The following is a 17,817-nucleotide window of genomic DNA, read 5'->3' on the forward strand; positions in this document are numbered from 1 at the left end:
CTGAATCAACGGGTCGCCGGTGGAAAAGTCGCCGTGCGGCCCAGCAGCGCCGGTGTCCGGATGCCGAGCCGGCCGCCGATCCAGGTCCCGGTGGCAGCCAGGGCGGGCAGGTCCAGGCCGGTGTGCACGCCCATGCCGTGCAGCAGGTACGTGAGGTCCTCGGTGGCGATGTTGCCGGTCGCCTGGGGCGCGAACGGGCAGCCGCCGATCCCGCCGATGCTGGCGTCCAGGGTGCCGACCCCGGCCTCCAGCGCGGCCACGGCGTTGGCGTAGCCGGTGTTGCGGGTGTTGTGGAAGTGCGCCCGCAGCGGCACGTCCGCGTCCAGCTCGCGCAGCATCGCGACGAGGGCGCGGACCTGGGTGGGCACCCCGACGCCGATGGTGTCGGCGATCGCGATCTCGCGCGGCCGCTCGTGCAGGGCCGTCTCGGCGATCCACCGGACCCGGTCCAAGGGCACCTCGCCGGTGAACGGGCAGCCGAACGCCGCCGCGATGGTGAGCGACGCCTGTACACCGGCCGACCTGGCACCCGCGGCGACGTCGTGCCACACGTCCAGGGCCTCCTGCGTGCCGGTGCCCTGGTTGCGGCGGGAGAACTCGTCGGAGGCGACCACCACCACGTTGACCTCGTCGACGCCCGCCGCGAGCGCCCGGTCCAGGCCGCGCCGGTTGAGCACCAGGCCGATGTAGGTGACGCCGGCGCGGCGGGGTACCGCGGCCATCACCGCCTCCGCGTCCGCCATCTGCGGCACCCGCCCGGGGTGCACGAACGCGGTCGCCTCCATCCGGCGGATGCCGGCGTCCAGGGCCCGCGTGATGTAGTCGACCTTGGCGGCGGTCGGCAGCAGGACCTTCTCGTTCTGCAGCCCGTCGCGCGGGCCGACCTCGACGATCTCCACGGTGCCCATCGCCCGCCTCCGGTTCCTCTAGCGAAACATCGTTTCCAAACCGTACACTGCCTGACCATGGTTGGTCCGTTGTCTGACATCCGTGTCCTGGAGACCGGGACGCTGCTCGCCGGTCCGTTCGCGGGGCAGCTGCTCGGCGACTTCGGCGCCGAGGTCATCAAGCTCGAGGACCCCGGCAAGGGCGACCCGATGCGCGAGTGGGGCCGCGAGAAGCCGCACGGGCAGTCGCTGTGGTGGCCCGTCGTGGCCCGCAACAAGAAATCGGTCACCTGCAACCTGCGCACCCAGGCCGGGCAGGACCTGGTGCGGCGGCTGGTCGCCTCGTCCGACGTCCTGGTCGAGAACTTCCGGCCCGGCACCCTGGAGCGCTGGGGGCTCGGCTACGACGAGCTGTCCGCGATCAACCCGCGGCTCGTCCTGGTCCGCGTCACCGGGTACGGCCAGACCGGCCCCTACGCGCCGCGGGCCGGGTTCGGCTCGATCGGCGAGGCGATGGGCGGCATCCGCCACGTCACCGGCGAGCCCGACCGCCCGTCCAGCCGCGTCGGGGTCTCCCTCGGCGACGCCCTCGCCGGCACCATGGCCGCCTACGGCGCCGTCATGGCCGTGCACGCCCGCGTGCGCACCGGCCGCGGCCAGGTCGTCGACTCCGCCATCTACGAGGCGGTCCTCACGTACATGGAGTCGCTGCTGCCGGAGTGGGTCGTGGCCGGGTACCAGCGCGAACGCACCGGCGCGATCCTGCCCAACGTCGCGCCCAGCAACGCCTACCCGACCGCCGACGGGGTCGACATCCTCATCGCAGGCAACCGCGACACCGTCTTCGTGCGCCTCTGTGAGGTGATGGGGCGTCCTTCGCTCTCCAGCGATCCCCGCTACGCCACGCACGGTGCCCGCGGCGCCAACCAGCAGGAGCTCGATGACCTGATCGCGGCGTGGACCGTCACCCTGCCCGCCGACGAGACCCTCGCGTTGCTGCACGCCGCCGGGGTGCCGGCCGGCAAGATCTACCGGCCCGCCGACATGTTGCAGGACCCGCACTTCCTCGCCCGCCAGTCCATTGTCGACGTGCCGCATCCGGACTTCGGCGCGCTGCCCATGCAGGCCCCGGCGCCCCGCCTGTCGGACACCCCCGGCGAGATCCGCTGGGCCGGACCGGCGCTCGGTCAGCACAACGCCGAGGTGTACGGCGGGCTGCTCGGACTGTCCACATCGGACCTCGACAAGCTCCGGGTGGACGGGGTCGTCTGATGTCCTTGGCCTCGGATTATGCCGGCGCGGGCTTCTCCGGCCGGCTCGGCTGGGGGTCGCGGCCCGCGCTGCTGCTCGTCGACCCGGTCGTGGCGTACCTGTCGCCGTCCTCGCCGCTGTACTGCGAGACGGCCGCCGCGGCTTTGTCCGCGATGACGTCGCTGCTCGCCGCGGCCAGGTCCGCGGGGCGGCCGGTCGCGTTCACCGCGGTCGGGTTCGCCGACGAGACCTGCGCCGAGGCGCCGCTGTTCGCCACGAAGGTCCCGGGCCTGCGCGTCTTCGCCGACGGCTCGCCCCTCGCCGCGCTCCCGCCGCCGCTGACCCCGGCGCCCGGCGAACTCGTGGTCCGCAAGCACTACGCCAGCGCGTTCGCCGGGACCGCCCTCGCCGCGTGGCTGACCGCGTGCCGCGCCGACACCGTCGTCATCGGCGGGTACTCCACCTCCGGCTGCGTGCGCGCCAGCGCCGTCGACGCGCTGCAGGCCGGGTTCCGGCCGATGGTCGTGCGGGAGGCGTGCGCCGACCGGGCCCCCGGCCCGCACGAGGCGAACCTGTTCGACCTGGACGCCAAGTACGCCGACGTCGTGCCCTGCTCGGAGGCGCTTGAGCGGTTGGAGTGAGAGTCGATGTGAGGTTTCCGCGGTCCGGCCTTACGCCCGTCCGCGGTTCGTTAGACAACGGGAGTGCACCGTGACAGCCGGCTACCGTCGCTCACCGGACTGCGCTGGGCGGCGGCGCTCATCGTGTTCGGCCAGCACCTCCTGGAGCAGTACTACAACCCGCAGCTCGTCGCCGCGAAACCCGTGCGGTCGGTGCTCTGGGCCGCCCTCGCACACGGCGGCGGCCTCGGCGTCTCGTTCTTCTTCGTCCTGTCCGGCTTCGTCCTGGCCTGGTCGGCCCGCCCCGGCGAACGCGCCGGCACGTTCTGGTGGCGCCGCTTCAGCAAGGTGTACCCGGCGACCCTCGTCACCACGCTCGCCGCGGCCGTCATCATCGGCGGCGCCGGCCCCTTGCAGCTCACCACCCACCTGACACTCACACAGAGCTGGTTCCCACGCCACGACGTCTACGCCGCGCTGAACCTGGTCAGCTGGTCGCTGTCCTGCGAGGTGTTCTTCTACCTGTGCTTCCCGCTGCTCCTGGCGGGCATGCGCAGGCTCGGCCCGGCCGGCCTGTGGGCCGTCGTGGTGATGATGGTCGAGTGCGTCGCCGCCCTCGCCGTCAACCTGGTCCCCGCCACACACTCGACCGCCGCCTACGTCGGTTACCTCCTGCCCCCGGTCCGCATGGCCGAGTTCACGCTCGGCATCGCCGTGGCACTGCTGGTCCGCTCCGGCTCGTGGCGCGGCCCCGGCCTGCGCTGGTCCCTGGCGCTGCTGCCGCCGGCGATGTTCGCGGGCCTGTTCCTGCCGTACCCGGTCAACGAGCACGCCATCACCCTCGTCCCAGTCACGCTCATCGTTGCCGCCGCCGCCCGCGCCGACCTGCTGGGCCGGCCGACCCTGTGGTCCCGGCCGCTGATGGTGTACCTGGGGGAGCTGTCCTTCGCCTTCTACCTCGTGCACTTCCTGGTCCTCACCGCCTTCGACCGGTACGGCCTCCTGCCCCACCAGGCGGGTCCTGTCCAGGCACTGGCGGCGACGGGGTCGCTGCTGTGGTTCAGCCTGATCGCCGCGATGATCGTCTACCACGGCGTGGAGCAGCCCGCCCTGCGCCTGCTGCGCCGTCGCACCCCGGTCCCCGCCGGGCCCGGCCGGCACCGGATGGTGCTGACGGCCGCGCCGGCGCCCCGGTTCGTCGCCTCGGTGCCGATGCCCCGGCCCGCCCTGCCACAGGCACCGCCCACCATCCCCACCCCACGCCCACCCACCCTCGCCCCGAACCCTCCCGCGCCGCACCCTTCCACTCCCGCGCCGCGCACTCCTGCGCCGCACTCTTCTGCCCCCGCGCCGCGCACTCCCGCGCCGCACTCTCCGGCTCCCGTGCCACGCCCACCCGCCTCCGCGCCTCCGCGCCGCACTTCCGCGCCCCGCCGTCCTGTTGCTCCGACACCGCGCTCTCACACGCCCGCGCCGCGTCTTTCGGAGTCGCGCCGTGATGTTCCTGCGTCGCACGTCGTTGTTCCTGAGCCGCGTCATGGTGTTTCCGCGCCGCCTGCCGCCGATTCCGCGTCGCCTGCTGTCGCGCCGCGTCTTTCGGAGTCGCGTCTTTCGGAGTCGCGCCGTGATGTTCCTGCGTCGCACGTCGTTGTTCCTGAGCCGCGTCATGGTGTTTCCGCGCCGCCTGCCGCCGATTCCGCGTCGCCTGCTGTCGCGCCGCGTCTTTCGGAGTCGCGTCTTTCGGAGTCGCGCCGTGATGTTCCTGCGTCGCACGTCGTTGTTCCTGAGCCGCGTCATGGTGTTTCCGCGCCGCCTGCCGCCGACCCCGCGCCGCCTGCCGCCGATCTCGTGCCGCCCGCTGTCGCGCTGCGCCTTTCGGAGCTGGGTCACGATGTTCCTGCGCCGCACGCTGCTGTTCCTGAGCCGCGTCACGCTGCTTCCGCACCGCCTACTGTCGCGCCGCGCCTTTCTGGGCCGCGTCGTGATGTTCCTGCGTCGCACGTCGTTGTTCCTGGGCCGCGTCATGGTGTTTCCGCGCCGCCTGCCGCCGATTCCGCGCCGCTTGCTGCCGATCTCGCGCCGCCTGCCGCCGATCTCGTGCCGCCCGCTGTCGCGCCGCGCCTTTCTGGGCCGCGTCGTGACGTTCCTGCGTCGCACGTGGCTGTTCCTGAGCCGCGTCACGCTGCTTCCGCGCCGCCTGCTGTCGATCCCACGCTGTCTGCTCCCGCGCCGAGCCTTTCCGAGCCGCGCCACGATGGCCCTTCGTCGCACGCCACTGTTCCCGAGCCGCGGCACGCTGTCTCTGCGCCGCACAGTGCCGTGCCTGAGCCGCGGCACGCCGTCTCAGGGTCGCACGCTGCTGTTCCCGAGCCGCGGCACGCGGCGTCCGCGTCGCATGGCTCCGAGCGGCGTCTTCCTGAGCCGCGGCACGCTGCCTCCGCGTCGCATGCCGCTGTTCCCGAGCCGCGGCACGCCGCGCCCGCGCGGCATGCTTCCGCTCCCGTGCCGCGCCATGCCGCACCCGGCGCGCACAGGCGTTGGTCGACGTCCGAGGAGCCGGTTCGTGCCATCGACGGTGAGTGACCAACCGGCAGGTTGAAACGGTCCACGGCAGGGCGCGCGCCCAGCGCGGCGGTCAGGGGTTCGGGGCGCCGCGGTGGTACTGCGGTGACGGCTGGGGGTGCTCCGCCGAAGTGGGAGGGCGGAGGGAGCGGGTGCCGGCCAGGGAGAGGGCGGCGGTGGCGCATGCGGCGACGACGGCGACCAGCAGGCCGCCGCGGGCGCCGTTGCCGTCGACGGCCAGGCCCGCGACGGTCGCCGCCACCGCCGAGCCCGCGGCGCTCGCCGAGCCCAGCCATGCGAAGGCCTCCGTCAGCACGCCGCGGTCGACGACGGCGTCGGCGAGGACCGATGCGAGGACCAGCACGACCGGCACCGCGACCGCGGTCAGCAGCACGCCGGCCACGACGCCCGTCATGACGGCCGTGGGGGAGCCCCAGGCGAGCAGCGGCAGGCTGCCGAGGCCCAGCGCGGCGGCCGTCGCGGCGAGCTGGAACCGGGGCTCGTGGCGTCGGCGGCGCAGGCCGTACACCAGGACGGAGAGCAGCCCGGCGCCGTTGGAGGTGGCGAACAGCACCGCCGCCAGGGCCGGGGACCCGCGCTCCACGGCGAAGGCGGTCACGGCGATCGACATCGTGCCGAAGAAGCCGCCGATCGTGGTGTTCACGCCGACGAGCACCACGAACCCGGGGCGCAGCAACGCGCGCCGGCTCCGCGCGTGGCCGCCGTCCCGGGCCGCGACCGGGGGTGCGGTGCGGCGCTGCAGTGCCAGGACGGATCCGCCGGCGACCACCAGGGCTGCGGCGGTCAGCGTGCCCAGCACCGGGCGGCCCGCCGCCGCGATGGTGCTCACGAGTGCCGGGCCGACGAGGTACGCGACGCTGTTGCTGAGCGACTCCAGGGCGTACGCCGTCGGCAGCGCGGGCCGTCGCGGGCCTTCCAGCAGTGCCGACCAACGGGCCAGGGCGACGGCGCTGAGCTGCGGCAGACTCGCCCCGACCAGCGCGCCGGCGACGGCGAGGAGCCAGCCCGGCGCGTGGTTGACGGCGCTGAGCACCAGGGCGGCGACCGCGGCCGCGTGCGCGACGAGCGCCGGGGCAGCACCCGGCTCTGCCCGAACCGGTCGATCAGCCGGCCGACCTGCGGCCCGGCCAGGGCGTCGGCGACGGCGAACGCGCCGGTGACGAGGCCGGCGCTGGCGTAGGAGCCGGTCGCCGAACGGACCAGCCAGACGATGCTGAGGCTGGTCATCGCGATCCCGACCCGGCCGAGGGCGGTCGGCACGAAGAACGCGGCGGCGCCCGGCGTGCGCAGCAGAGCCCGGTAGGTCGTCGCCGTCATCAGCGGTACGCCTGCCAGCCGAGGTGCGCGGCGAGGCCGAGCCCGAGCACGGCGATGAGGCCCCGCAGCGCGGCCGGCGGGCTCCTGCGGATCACGACGGGGCCGAGCCGCCCGCCGAGGAACAGGCCCGCGCCGAGCGGCAGCACCGCCAGCCAGTGCACCGGGCCGAACAGCGCGAACGCGCACGCCGCGACCGCGTTCGCCACGCCGAGCAGCACGTTCTTCGCGGCGCTGCCCCGGGCGAAGGTGTCCGGCGTCATCGCCAGCAGCAGCGCGAGCAGCACGATCCCGGCGGCGGCGCCGAAGTAGCCGCCGTACACCCCGACGAGCGTGACCCCGCCGGCCAGCATCCAGCCGTGCCGGCGGTGCCGCTCGGCGTCGGCCGCCCGCCGCGGCAGCAGGATCGCCAGGGACGCCCCGGCGATCAGCCACGGCACCACGAACTCGAACGTCTCCGCCGGCGCGAGCAGCAGCAGCGCGCTGCCCGTCGCGCCCCGGCGACCGCGGCGAGCGCCAGCCACCGCAGCCGCGGACCTTGCCCGTCCAGCTCCGGCCGGGAGCCCGCGACGGACCCGGCGCTGGCGAACACCAGGGAGACGCTGTTGGTGACGTTCGCGGTGACCGGCGGCAGCCCGAGCGCCAGCAGCACCGGGTAACTGATCAGTGACGCGAGCCCCGCGACACTGCCGACAAGCCCGGCGCCGACACCGGCCAGGGGCAGCATCACATACATCCACCACGCCACGCCGCAGAGTGTGCCCGCGCGGGCCGGGGCGCCGGGCGGCGGGCCCGCCCCGGCACGGATCCGTCACACCGCCATGCGATCGGTCAGGCGCAACGCCTGTTTGACCTTTGCGTTCAGCAACGGCACATACTGGCCGTCGACGACGCGACCTCCGCCGAAGACCCTCATGAACGCCGCCGAGGTCTCCTCGTCGAGCGGGAACGCGTTCGTCTCGAGCATGCGATTGATGCTGTCGGTGACCTGCTGCGTCGTGAGCTTCCGCATCGCGCCCTGCAGCTCCGGGAACGCCTCGTCGTCTTCGATGCGGGCGTTGGACAGCATTCTCACCTGCTCTGCGATGAATGCCGCCGCGGTGAGCAGCGCCGCGACACGTTGCTGCGCTTCCGCGCTGCTCATGCTGGTGCTGCAGTCTTCGAGCACGACGTCCGTCGCCCTGGAGAAGTCCGCGGTTGAGAACGGGGCCGGCGCTGCTGCCTCGGCCGGCTTCCTCTTGAGGAGCGGTAGCGCCTTCTCCTGCAGCCAGCGCTTGACGTGCGGAGCGGTTTTAACCACGGCGATGGTCCCGACCACGCCCGCCGCAACGTACAAGGCGGCGAAGGCCACCGCTCGTGACGGCCCCGGCGGTTGCACCTTCTCGAACTCGGCGTGCCCCAGGATTCCACGTGCTCCGTCGCCGAGGAGGAATCCGCGAACGGCGCCAGGGGTGTCCCTCGACGGCGCGAGCTCGCCTTCGAAGGCGGACAGGAGCCTGTACAAGTCCCCGCTCTGACTCATCTGACTCCCATGCTCGAAACTCCCTGACGCGGGAGCCTACATCGGCTCGACCCGAGCCCCCGGTCGCCTGAGTACGGTACCCAGCCCGAAGTCGAGTAGCCGCACGGCGGACGGCGGCTGGTTGCGTTCCTAGGCTGACGGCCATGGATGCGATGGGGCCGTCACGGGGGCTGGTGCTCGCCAAGGGGTTCGCCACGATGGCCGGCTGGTACGGCGTGCTCGCCGCGGTGGCGGTGATCTGGTGGTTCTCCCTGTCGGACACCCCGGCCGGGGAAGGGTGCCAGGGCTTCGGCTGCGGGTGGACCGCGCGTGACGTCGCGCTGCTGGCGGCGCTGTTCGTCGGCATCCCGGCGTTCGCGGCGAGCGCGCTCGTCTCGACGGCGGTGGTGGGTGGCCTGGCCGCGGCCAGGATCCGCTCCGGTGTGCTCGCCGGGACCGCGGGCGCCGTGGCCGGCTGGCTGGCCGCCGCGGTCGTCGCCATGACGTATCTCTGGTCGTCCATCCATCCGTGAACGCGTCGTCGGCGGCGAAAGAGACTAGGCTCAGGGTGCCGCGGTCGTGGCGACTCGATCCAGGCTCCGCTGACGCGGAGACCAAGGAGTGCAGATGTCCGACAAGTCACCGCACAAGGCCGCCTTGAAGAAGGCCGGCAAGACGCTCAAAGAGAAGCGGTCCGCCAAGAAGGCCAAGCGCGACGTCCAGTCCTCGAGCATCCCTCCCACCGGCCACTGACCCCGTCCGAGACCCGCACCCCGCAACGGCTGCGTCACGCCCAGCCGTTGCGGGCGGCTCGCCAATGACACCGACGTGAGTGACGGCGTCAGGGTGTGTCGGGCCAGATCGCCTCGAGGGCGTCCGGAGTGGTCTCGGAGGCGTAGAACAGGAACGGCCGCAGCGGGGCGGAGCCGGCCAGGGCGCGGTGCAGGGCGGCCGGGTTGCCGCCGGCGACGGCCAGGAACGGCTGCGCGCCCAGCATCCGGCGCAGGTCGGAGATCGGCCACGAGGCGCCGAGCAGGGTCCGGATCCGGCCCAGGGTCGCGACGGCACCCTCGGGCACCCGGTCCACGTACACGTCGGCGGTGGTCGGCAGGTCCCACGGCGCGGTCCGCCCGCTGTGCCGGCAGCCCATCAGGTGCACGGCCGGGGCGCCGCGGCGGCCGCCGCGCACCACCACGCCATGTCGGCCGGCACGTCCGACAGCGGCCCCGGGTCGACGGCGGGCGCCGGGCCGCGGGCGGCGACGGCGGCGACCTCGTCGGGCAGGCGGACGTCGTGCGCCTCGACGTAGTGCGCGAGGCCCTCCGGCCACACGAAGTGCGTGCCGTCGGACAGTTCGGCGCTGCCGTTGACGGTGCCGCACAGCCGGCACCGGGACATGCCCGCGGCCACGGCGAGGACGGTGCCGGAGCGCAGGTAGGCCGCCACCGAGCGCTGGACGGCCGGGTCGGCGCCGGGGGTCACGGAGCCGCAGACGTCGGGCAGGCCGTCGGGCGCCGCCGGGCCGTCCCAGTAGCCGATCATCCTGAGGACCATGCACATCTCCTGATTTCGAAGGCGGCCACGGTACCAAGGCGCGTGGCGGACATGCGCCGTGGCGGGTTCCTGCCAGGCGCGCGGCGTTCCGCGCGGCCGGGACGCCCGATAGACACCGTGCATGTCAATCGACGTCCGCCGCGGTCGCACCGTACGCGCCGCGGTCGCCTCGCTCGCCGCCCTCGGGCTGCTGACCGGACCGGCCAGTCAGGCCGCGCACGCGGCACCCGCCACCCCGGCACCCGCTTCCGCTTCCGCTTCCGCGGCGCAGGGTGCCACCCATACCGTCACGCTCATCACCGGCGACGTGGTCCGGCTCGTCGACGCCGGCGGCGGCAAGCAGGTCGCCGAGGTGCGGCGGCCGCGGCGCGCGCCGGGCGGGGTGCGCACCCAGACGATCGGCAAGGACCTGTACGTGTGGCCGGACGAGGCCATGCCGCTGGTCGCCGCGAACGCCGTCGACCGGCGCCTGTTCAACGTCTCGCTGCTGGTGCGCGGCGGCTACGACGACGCGCGGCGGGCCGAGATCCCGTTGATCGCCACGTACGGCGGGGCCCGCGCCGCGGTGCAGCAGCGCACCGCCGGCACGACGAAGGTGCGGGACCTGCCGAGCGTCAACGGCGCCGCGCTGAAGGCGCAGAAGCGGACCGCGCGGACCACGTGGGACGCGGTGAAACAGGGCAACGGCCCGCAGAAGCTGTGGCTGGACGGCCGGGTCGAGGCGGACCTGGAGCAGAGCACGGCGCAGATCGGCGCGCCGGCCGCGTGGGCGGCCGGGCTGACCGGCACCGGGGTGAGGGTCGCGGTGCTCGACACCGGCGTCGACCTCGACCACCCCGACCTGGCCGGGCGGGTCAGCGCCACCGCGAGCTTCGTGCCCGGTGAGAGCGCCGACGACGGCAACGGGCACGGCACGCACACCATCTCCACCGTCGGCGGCAGCGGCGCGGCCTCCGCCGGCCACGCGGAGCGCGGGGTCGCACCCGGTGCGGACCTCATCGCCGGCAAGGTGCTGGCCGACGACGGCTACGGCGAGGACTCGTGGGTGATCGCCGGCATGGAGTGGGCGGTCGCACAGCACGCCAAGGTGGTCAGCATGAGCCTCGGCAACTCCCAGGCCAGCGACGGCACCGACCCGGTCAGCCAGGCGCTGAACGCGTTGAGCGCGCAGAGCGGCACGCTGTTCGTGGTTGCGGCCGGCAACAACGGCAACGAGGCGTCGATGGGTGCGCCCGGGGTCGCCGATGCCGCGCTGACCGTCGGCGCCGTCGACGCCGACGACCGGCTCGCCTACTTCTCCTCCCGCGGGCCGCGCTTCGGCGACTACGGGCTGAAGCCCGACATCGCCGCGCCCGGCGTGGACATCGCCGCGGCGAAGGCCGGCGGCAACGCCACCGACGGCTGGTACACCACGATGAGCGGCACGTCGATGGCGACGCCGCACGTCGCCGGCGCCGCGGCGATCCTCGCGTCCCAGCACCCGGACTGGACCGCGGCGCGGCTCAAGGACACGCTGATGAGCAGCAGCCGGCAGCTGCCGGAACTGGACGCGTACGCCGTCGGCGCGGGCCGTGTGGACGTGGCGGCGGCGACCCGCGCGACCGTCTCCGCGACCGGTTCGGCGTACTTCGGGTTCTTCGGCTGGCCGCACGCCGGCGCGGCAACCGTCGAGCGGGCCGTCACGTACAGCAACAGCGGCGACGACCCGGTCACCCTGGAGCTGACCGAGCGGGTCGCGATCGCCGGCGGCCCGTACGACGTCGATCCCGGCGCCGACGCGGGCACCCCGGCCGCCGACGGCATGTTCGGCCTGTCCACGGACCGGGTCACCGTCCCGGCGCACGGCACCGCCACGGTCACCGCCGTGGCGAAGCCCGCCATGGCGAAGACCGCCCGCCGGTACCTGGGGCAGATCGTCGCGACCGGCGGCGGGCAGACGGTCCGCACGCAGGTCGGCCTCTACACCGAGGACGAGCGGCACAACCTGCACCTGAGCATCCGCGACCGGGACGGCAGACCGGCCGCCGGCTACCTGGAGGTGCAGGCGTTCGGCCAGTACGACCCGCTCGTCTTCGCCTACGACGGCGACCTCGCCGTCCGGCTGCGGGCCGGGACGTACAGCGCGCTGACCCTGATCCCGGTCTCCGGCGGGCACGGCCCCGACTCGCAGGCCATGGCGCTGCTCGGCGACCCGGAGATCGTGCTGGACCGCGACCGCACCGTCACCCTCGACGCGCGGCAGGCCCGCGAGGTGAGCGCGCAGCTGCCGGGTGCGCCACGCACCGAGGACCGGGTGCTGCAGCTCAACTGGTACCGCACCGACGGCGCCGGGTCGACGATCGACGAGCAGCTGCTGCTCGGCCCGCAGTACGACACCGCGTACGTCCTGCCGACGAAACGCGTCACCAGGGGCGCGTTCGAGTACGAGACGCGGTGGCGCAAGGCGTACCCGATGCTCACCCTCGGCGACGGGATCCCCTTCCTCGCCCAGGCCGGGTCGAGCGCCTACGACGGGCGCGGCGTGCTCGACGTCGTGCGGGCCGGCACCGGAGCCGCCGACGACTACCGGGGCCGCAATGTCCGCGGCAAGGCGGTCGTGGTGACGCGCTCCGACGCCGTCGCGCCGGGCGTCCGGGCGCAGGCCGCCGCGGACGCCGGGGCGGCGCTGCTCATCGTCGTCAACGACGGGCCGGGCAAGCTGATGGAGTGGGTCGGCACCGACGAGGGCGCGCTCAGCGCGGTCCCGGTCGTGACGGTGACCGCCCGGACCGGTGCGGCGCTGCCGGACCGGCTGCGGATCGAGGGCGTGCCGGACACGCCGTACGTGTACGACCTCGTCGCGCAGTACCCGGGCCGGATCCCGGCCGACCTCAGCTACCGTCCGCGCCCGAACGACCTGGCCCGCGTCGACATGCGCTTCCACGGCTCGGCGGCGGTCGCCGGCGGCGAGTACCGGTGGAACTTCCGCCCGTACCGGCAGGTGGCCGTCGGCTTCCTGCAGTGGCAGAACATGCCCGGCACCCGCACCGACTGGGTCTCCTCCCCGGCCGGCACCAGCTGGATGGAGGACGCGTTCACCGGTCCCGGTCTGGCCGTCGAGTCACGCTCCGGCGTGCACGCGTACGCGGCCGGCAGCCGCCAGGTGAGCGACTGGTTCGCGCCGGTCACCCACCCGCGCAACGGTTCCGGCTACTGGTGGTCGTCACGGCAGGCCGGCTTCGTCGAGTTCAACGTGCAGCCGTGGACCGACAGCGGCACCGACCACGGCGGCTCCATGCAGGACGGCGCCGACGAGCGGCTGTTCCGGGTGTGGCAGGACGGCGAGCTCATGCAGAGCTCCCAGTGGCCGGCGGCCTACTTCACGCCGTCGACGGAGGGCCCGACCACGTTCGTCGCCGAGCTGCGTGCGTCGCGGGATGCTTCGGTGTACCGGCTGACGACCGCCACGCACACGCGCTGGACGGTGCGTGCCCGGCCCGTCGCCGGCCCGCTCGCCGTCGAGCTGCTGCCGTTGCTGCAGCTGGACTACACGGTCGGCACCGACCTCGCCGGTGACGCCCGGGCGGGCCGGCAGTCGGTCGGCGTGCGGGCCGTCCACCTGCCTGGTGTCGTCGGCGCCGGGAGCCCGGCCGTGACGGCGTTCGCGGTGTCGTTCGACGACGGCGCCACCTGGCGCGCGGTGCCGGTCTCCGGCGGCACCGCACGGTTCACGCCACCGCGCGACGCCGCGTTCGTGTCGCTGCGCGTGACGGCCTCCGACAGCGCCGGCAACGCGATCGAGCAGGAGGTGATCCGCGCCTACGGGCTGGGCGACACCCGCCACCGGGGGCTCTAATATCGCGGCATGCTCAGCGCGCTCGGCCTGGACCGCGACGAGGAGTGCCTGTACCGGCACCTCGTCGCGGCCACCGGGTCGCCCTCCGACCTGGCCGGGCGGGCGGTGCTGCCGCTCGCCCGGACGATCGAGGTGCTCGACTGCCTCGTGGCGCGTGGCCTGGCCGTCGCCGGGCCGCACGGCACGTTCGCCGCCGCGCCGCCGGCGATCGCGCTCGGTGCGCTGCTGCGCCGGCAGCGCGACGAGCTGCACGCGGCGGAGCTGGCGCTGCTCGCCCTCGTCGACGAGCACCGCCGGGCGACGTCCGGCCGCTCCGCCGGCGACCTGGTCGAGGTCATCACCGACGTCGGCGCGGTGCGGCACTGCTTCGCGCAGCTGCAGCAGGGCGCCCGGCACGAGGTGTGCTCCCTCATCGTGCCGGGTCTCGCGGTGGTCCCGCACAAGGACAACACGGCCGGCGACGACGGCCTGCGCCGCGGCGTGCACTACCGGGTGATCGTCGACCGGGAGTCCCTCGCCGAGCCGGGCCTGGTCCAGCTCGCGGCGAGCAGCATCGCCGAGGGCGAGGAGATCCGGGTCGTCGACCGGGTCCCCGTCAAGATGATCATCGTGGACGGCCGGACCGCGCTGCTGCCGCTGCTGTCCGGTCAGCACACCGCGCCCGCCTCGGTGCTGGTGCACGCCAGCGGGCTGCTCGACGCGCTCATCGCCCTGTTCGAGACGCTGTGGACCCGCGCATATCCACTGTGGACGGACGGCGCCACGGTCGGGGAGCGCGGCGCCGGCCTGGAGCCCTTCGACACCCGCATCGTCGCGCTGCTGCTGGCCGGCCTCACCGACCAGGCGATCGCCGGCCAGCTCGACACGTCGCTGCGCACCGTCCAGCGCCGCATCCACGCCCTCATGCAACGCGCCGGCGCCGAGACCCGCATCCAGCTCGGCTGGCACGCCGCCCGCAACGGCTGGGCCTGAACGATCTGGCCGGCGGAAGGTGTAAGCCGCCGGTCGCGGGTAGGGCTCACGGCGGACCAGAGAGCCGTGCCCGTTGAACGGAGGACGTGCTGATGACTGCTGTCGCGGCGAAGCGAAGGTTCTGGGTCGAGGACGGATCGTGTGTGACCTCGGCGCGCGGGGCGGAGGTGCTCGACACGCCGCTGCTGAACAAGAACACGGCGTTCACCGCGCGGGAGCGCGTGGAGCTGGGTCTGGAGGGGCTGCTGCCGCACGCGGTGCAGTCGCTGGAGGACCAGGCCAGGCGGGCGTACGAGCAGTACCACGAGCAGCCGAGCGACCTGCTCAAGAACGTGTTCCTGGCGATGCTGCAGGACAACGACGAGGTGCTGTTCTACCGCCTGCTGGCGGAGCACCTGCAGGAGTTGCTGCCGATCGTCTACGACCCGACGGTGGGCGAGGCGATCAAGCGGTACAGCCACGAGTACCGCCGCCCGCGCGGGGTGTACCTGTCCATCGCCGAGCCCGACCGGATCGGGGCGGCGTTCGACGACCTGGGGCTGGGCGCCGGTGACGTGGATCTGATCGTCGCCTCCGACGCCGAGGAGATCCTCGGCATCGGCGACTGGGGCGCCGGCGGGATCGGCATCGCGGTGGGCAAGCTCGCCGTCTACACCGCCGCGGCCGGGATCGACCCCGGCCGGGTCATCCCGGTCTCGCTGGACGTCGGCACCGACAACGAGCAGCTGCTCAACGACCCGGACTACGTCGGCAACCGGCACTCCCGGGTCCGGGGGGAGCGCTACGACGACTTCATCGACGCGTACGTGCAGGCCGCGACGAAGCGTTTCCCGGGCGCGCTGCTGCACTGGGAGGACTTCGGCCCGAGCAACGGCCGGCGGATCCTGGAGCGCTACCGCGACCGGCTCTGCACCTTCAACGACGACATGCAGGGCACTGGAGCGATCGTGCTCGCCGCGGCCCTCAGCGCGGCCCGGGTGGCCGGCACCCGGATGCGCGACCAGCGGATCGTGATCTTCGGCGCCGGCACCGCGGGGGTCGGGATCGCCGACCAGCTGCGTGACGTGATGGTCCGTGACGGCCTGGACAAGGACACCGCGACCCGCCGGATCTGGTGCGTCGACCGGCAGGGCCTGCTCGCCGACGACATGTCCGGCCTGCGGGACTTCCAGGTCCCGTACGCCCGGCCCGCCGCGGAGGCCAAGGACTGGGCCCGAGACGGCGCCATCGGGCTCGCCGAGGTCGTGGCCGGCGTGCAGCCGACCGTGCTCATCGGCACCTCGACCGTGCACGGCGCGTTCACCGCGGACATCATCACGGAGATGGCCCGGCACGTCGACCGGCCGATGATCTTCCCGCTGTCCAACCCGACCGAGCGCATCGAGGCGATGCCGAGCGACCTGGTCGCGTGGACCGGCGGCCGGGGACTCATCGCCACTGGCATCCCCGTCGCGCCCGTGACGTACAAGGGCGTCGCGTACAACATCGGTCAGGCCAACAATGCCCTGCTGTACCCGGGGCTGGGCCTCGGCACGGTGGTGGCGCGGGCGAGGCGGATCAGCGACGGGATGTTCGCCGCGGCCGCCGACGCCGTCGCCGGCCTCGTCGACGTGAGCACCCCGGGTGCGTCGCTGCTGCCGCAGGTGCAGAACCTCCGGGAGGTGTCGGCGACCGTCGCCGTCGCCGTCGCGAAGCGGGCGGTCGAGGAGGGCCTCGCCCAGGTGCCGCTCACGGACCCGGTCCAGCAGGTCCAGGACGCGATGTGGCAGCCGCAGTACCGTCCGGTCAAGGCCGGGTGACGCCATGAGTACTGTCAGCCAGATCGCGCCGAAGGTCCGCGACGTCCCCATCGGCCTCGACGCGACCGGCACCCGCCGCGAGTTCGACAGCCTCGGCGACGTCGACGTGCCCGCCGGGCACTACTGGGGCGCCCAGACCCAGCGCAGCCTCGAACACTTCAACATCGGCAACGACCGGATGCCCAAGGAGGTGTACCACGCGTACGGCTACGTCAAGAAGGCGGCGGCCGTCGTCAACACGCGCGCCGGCCGGCTGCCGCAGTGGCAGGGCCGGCTGATCGAGCGGGTGTGCGACGAGGTGATCAGCGGCGCCCTGGACGAGGAGTTCCCGCTGTATGTGTGGCAGACCGGTTCGGGGACGCAGTCGAACATGAACGTCAACGAGGTCATCTCCAACCGGTGCATCCAGCTCGTCGGCGGGACGCTCGGCTCGCAGCAGCCGGTGCACCCCAACGACCACGTCAACATGGGCCAGTCGAGCAATGACACGTTCCCCACGGCCATGCACATCGCCGCGTACACGATGGTGACGCGGCAGACCACGCCCGCGCTCAAGCGGCTGCGGGACGCGCTCGGGCACCACGCGCGCACGTGGGCCGACGTGGTCAAGATCGGCCGGACGCACCTGGAGGACGCGACCCCGCTGACCGTCGGCCAGGAATGGTCGGGTTACCACGCGGCGCTCGGCGACGCGATCGCCGAGGTCGAGCACGCCACGCACGGGCTGCTGCGGCTGGCGATGGGCGGCACCGCCGTCGGCACCGGGCTCAACGCCCCGGCCGGCTTCGGTGCCCAGGTCGCCACGGAGATCGCCGAGATGACCGGCGCTCCCTTCGAGGCCGCACCCAACCTGTTCGCCGCGCAGGGCACCCTCGACCGGATGGTGCGCGCGCACGGCGGCCTCAAGTCCGCGGCGGTGACCCTGTTCAAGATCGCCAACGACCTGCGCTGGCTGGGATCAGGGCCCCGCACCGGGCTGCACGAGCTGCTGCTGCCGGCCAACGAACCGGGATCGTCGATCATGCCGGGGAAGGTCAACCCGACCCAGGCCGAGGCCATGCTCATGGTCGCCATCCAGGTCATCGCCGCGGACGTGGCGGTCACCATGGGCGGCGCCGAGGGCAACTTCGAGCTCAACGCCTTCCGGCCGGTCCTGATCGACAACTACCTGCACTCAGCGCGCATCCTGGCCGACATGTCCGAGCACTTCCGCGTGTTCATGGTCGAGGGCGCCGAGCTCGACGAGGACCAGCTGACCCGCAACGTCGAGCGCTCGGTGATGATGGTGACGGCGCTGTCGCCGGTCATCGGCTACGACCAGGCCGCGGTGATCTCCTACCACGCCATCGCCCACGACCTGACCCTGAAGCAGGCCGCCCTCGCCAACGGCGTCAGCGAGGAGCTGTTCGACCGCGTCGTCGACCCCCTCGCGCTCACCCGCGGCGGCTCGGCGACGTGAACGTCGCCCCGGCTCCCGGTCCGGGAGCCGGGGCGCTCCCCT

General features: G+C 73.4%; 14 protein-coding genes and 1 pseudogene. 9 read left to right on the forward strand and 6 right to left on the reverse strand.

What is annotated here, in order from left to right; translation table 11 throughout:
* Positions 1-5 precede the first annotated feature (5 nt).
* On the reverse strand, positions 6-908 hold the full coding sequence (locus OHA72_RS30735) for a hydroxymethylglutaryl-CoA lyase (RefSeq protein ID WP_327011272.1): 903 nt from the start codon (positions 906-908) through the stop codon (positions 6-8).
* A 69-nt stretch (positions 909-977) separates the two neighbouring features.
* Here OHA72_RS30735 and OHA72_RS30740 point away from each other — a divergent pair, with 69 nt between their 5' ends.
* From OHA72_RS30740 to OHA72_RS30750, 3 genes are all read left to right on the forward strand, one after another.
* Positions 978-2,159 (forward strand): CaiB/BaiF CoA transferase family protein, encoded by a 1,182-nt coding sequence (locus tag OHA72_RS30740; RefSeq protein ID WP_327011273.1) that lies wholly within the window; start codon positions 978-980, stop codon positions 2,157-2,159.
* Positions 2,159-2,779 (forward strand): isochorismatase family protein, encoded by a 621-nt coding sequence (locus OHA72_RS30745; protein ID WP_327011274.1) that lies wholly within the window; start codon positions 2,159-2,161, stop codon positions 2,777-2,779. Before OHA72_RS30740 ends, OHA72_RS30745 begins: the two co-directional genes overlap by 1 nt.
* Before the next feature lie 123 nt (positions 2,780-2,902).
* On the forward strand, positions 2,903-5,341 hold the full coding sequence (locus OHA72_RS30750) for an acyltransferase family protein (RefSeq protein WP_327011275.1): 2,439 nt from the start codon (positions 2,903-2,905) through the stop codon (positions 5,339-5,341).
* Between the two features lie 52 nt (positions 5,342-5,393).
* Here OHA72_RS30750 and OHA72_RS30755 read toward each other — a convergent pair whose 3' ends face one another.
* The 3 genes and pseudogenes from OHA72_RS30755 to OHA72_RS30765 all read right to left on the reverse strand — a co-directional run bounded on the left by OHA72_RS30755 (position 5,394) and on the right by OHA72_RS30765 (position 8,159).
* Positions 5,394-6,374: an MFS transporter gene (locus OHA72_RS30755; protein ID WP_327011276.1), complete on the reverse strand. Its 981-nt coding sequence runs from the start codon at positions 6,372-6,374 to the stop codon at positions 5,394-5,396.
* Between the two features lie 283 nt (positions 6,375-6,657).
* Positions 6,658-7,391, reverse strand: a pseudogene (locus tag OHA72_RS30760) (sulfite exporter TauE/SafE family protein).
* 75 nt (positions 7,392-7,466) lie between these two features.
* A complete protein-coding gene (locus OHA72_RS30765; RefSeq protein WP_327011277.1) occupies positions 7,467-8,159 on the reverse strand; it encodes a hypothetical protein in 693 nt (230 codons plus the stop codon).
* A 161-nt stretch (positions 8,160-8,320) separates the two neighbouring features.
* Between OHA72_RS30765 and OHA72_RS30770 the strand changes: the two genes are divergently transcribed.
* Together OHA72_RS30770 and OHA72_RS30775 are read left to right on the forward strand one after the other, a co-directional pair.
* The gene (locus OHA72_RS30770) at positions 8,321-8,689 is read left to right on the forward strand and encodes a hypothetical protein (RefSeq protein ID WP_327011278.1); all 369 of its coding nucleotides are present in this window, start codon (positions 8,321-8,323) and stop codon (positions 8,687-8,689) included.
* Positions 8,690-8,783: 94 nt separating this feature from the next.
* Positions 8,784-8,909, forward strand: a complete 126-nt coding sequence (locus OHA72_RS30775) for a hypothetical protein (RefSeq protein ID WP_327011279.1) — start codon at positions 8,784-8,786, stop codon at positions 8,907-8,909.
* Positions 8,910-8,997: 88 nt separating this feature from the next.
* On the opposite strand, the gene OHA72_RS30780 is transcribed toward OHA72_RS30775, so the two are convergent.
* Positions 8,998-9,306 carry a hypothetical protein gene (locus OHA72_RS30780; RefSeq protein ID WP_327011280.1) on the reverse strand — a complete coding sequence of 103 codons (309 nt, stop codon included), beginning with the start codon at positions 9,304-9,306 and terminating at the stop codon, positions 8,998-9,000.
* A complete protein-coding gene (locus OHA72_RS30785; RefSeq protein WP_327011281.1) occupies positions 9,306-9,710 on the reverse strand; it encodes a hypothetical protein in 405 nt (134 codons plus the stop codon). The genes OHA72_RS30780 and OHA72_RS30785 overlap by 1 nt, the downstream gene beginning before the upstream one ends.
* A 121-nt stretch (positions 9,711-9,831) precedes the next feature.
* Here OHA72_RS30785 and OHA72_RS30790 point away from each other — a divergent pair, with 121 nt between their 5' ends.
* From OHA72_RS30790 to OHA72_RS30805, 4 genes are all read left to right on the forward strand, one after another.
* On the forward strand, positions 9,832-13,545 hold the full coding sequence (locus tag OHA72_RS30790) for a S8 family serine peptidase (RefSeq protein WP_327011282.1): 3,714 nt from the start codon (positions 9,832-9,834) through the stop codon (positions 13,543-13,545).
* Positions 13,546-13,554: 9 nt separating this feature from the next.
* A complete protein-coding gene (locus tag OHA72_RS30795; protein ID WP_327011283.1) occupies positions 13,555-14,517 on the forward strand; it encodes a helix-turn-helix domain-containing protein in 963 nt (320 codons plus the stop codon).
* A 92-nt stretch (positions 14,518-14,609) separates the two neighbouring features.
* Positions 14,610-16,316 carry an NAD-dependent malic enzyme gene (locus OHA72_RS30800; RefSeq protein ID WP_327011284.1) on the forward strand — a complete coding sequence of 569 codons (1,707 nt, stop codon included), beginning with the start codon at positions 14,610-14,612 and terminating at the stop codon, positions 16,314-16,316.
* Positions 16,317-16,320: 4 nt separating this feature from the next.
* Positions 16,321-17,775, forward strand: coding sequence for a class II fumarate hydratase (locus OHA72_RS30805; RefSeq protein ID WP_327011285.1), 1,455 nt, complete (start codon positions 16,321-16,323; stop codon positions 17,773-17,775).
* The last annotated feature ends 42 nt before the right edge of the window (positions 17,776-17,817 follow it).

Source organism: Dactylosporangium sp. NBC_01737, from assembly GCF_035963215.1.
Classification (GTDB): Bacteria; Actinomycetota; Actinomycetes; order Mycobacteriales; family Micromonosporaceae; genus Dactylosporangium.

Coding starts and splice junctions, on each gene's coding strand:
- OHA72_RS30785 (WP_327011281.1), bottom strand. CDS start 9,710: ATGGTCCTCAGGATGATCGGCTACTGGGACGGCCCGGCGGCGCCCGAC.
- OHA72_RS30805 (WP_327011285.1), top strand. CDS start 16,321: ATGAGTACTGTCAGCCAGATCGCGCCGAAGGTCCGCGACGTCCCCATC.
- OHA72_RS30780 (WP_327011280.1), bottom strand. CDS start 9,306: ATGGGCTGCCGGCACAGCGGGCGGACCGCGCCGTGGGACCTGCCGACC.
- OHA72_RS30775 (WP_327011279.1), top strand. CDS start 8,784: ATGTCCGACAAGTCACCGCACAAGGCCGCCTTGAAGAAGGCCGGCAAG.
- OHA72_RS30770 (WP_327011278.1), top strand. CDS start 8,321: ATGGATGCGATGGGGCCGTCACGGGGGCTGGTGCTCGCCAAGGGGTTC.
- OHA72_RS30800 (WP_327011284.1), top strand. CDS start 14,610: ATGACTGCTGTCGCGGCGAAGCGAAGGTTCTGGGTCGAGGACGGATCG.
- OHA72_RS30745 (WP_327011274.1), top strand. CDS start 2,159: ATGTCCTTGGCCTCGGATTATGCCGGCGCGGGCTTCTCCGGCCGGCTC.
- OHA72_RS30735 (WP_327011272.1), bottom strand. CDS start 908: ATGGGCACCGTGGAGATCGTCGAGGTCGGCCCGCGCGACGGGCTGCAG.
- OHA72_RS30790 (WP_327011282.1), top strand. CDS start 9,832: ATGTCAATCGACGTCCGCCGCGGTCGCACCGTACGCGCCGCGGTCGCC.
- OHA72_RS30795 (WP_327011283.1), top strand. CDS start 13,555: ATGCTCAGCGCGCTCGGCCTGGACCGCGACGAGGAGTGCCTGTACCGG.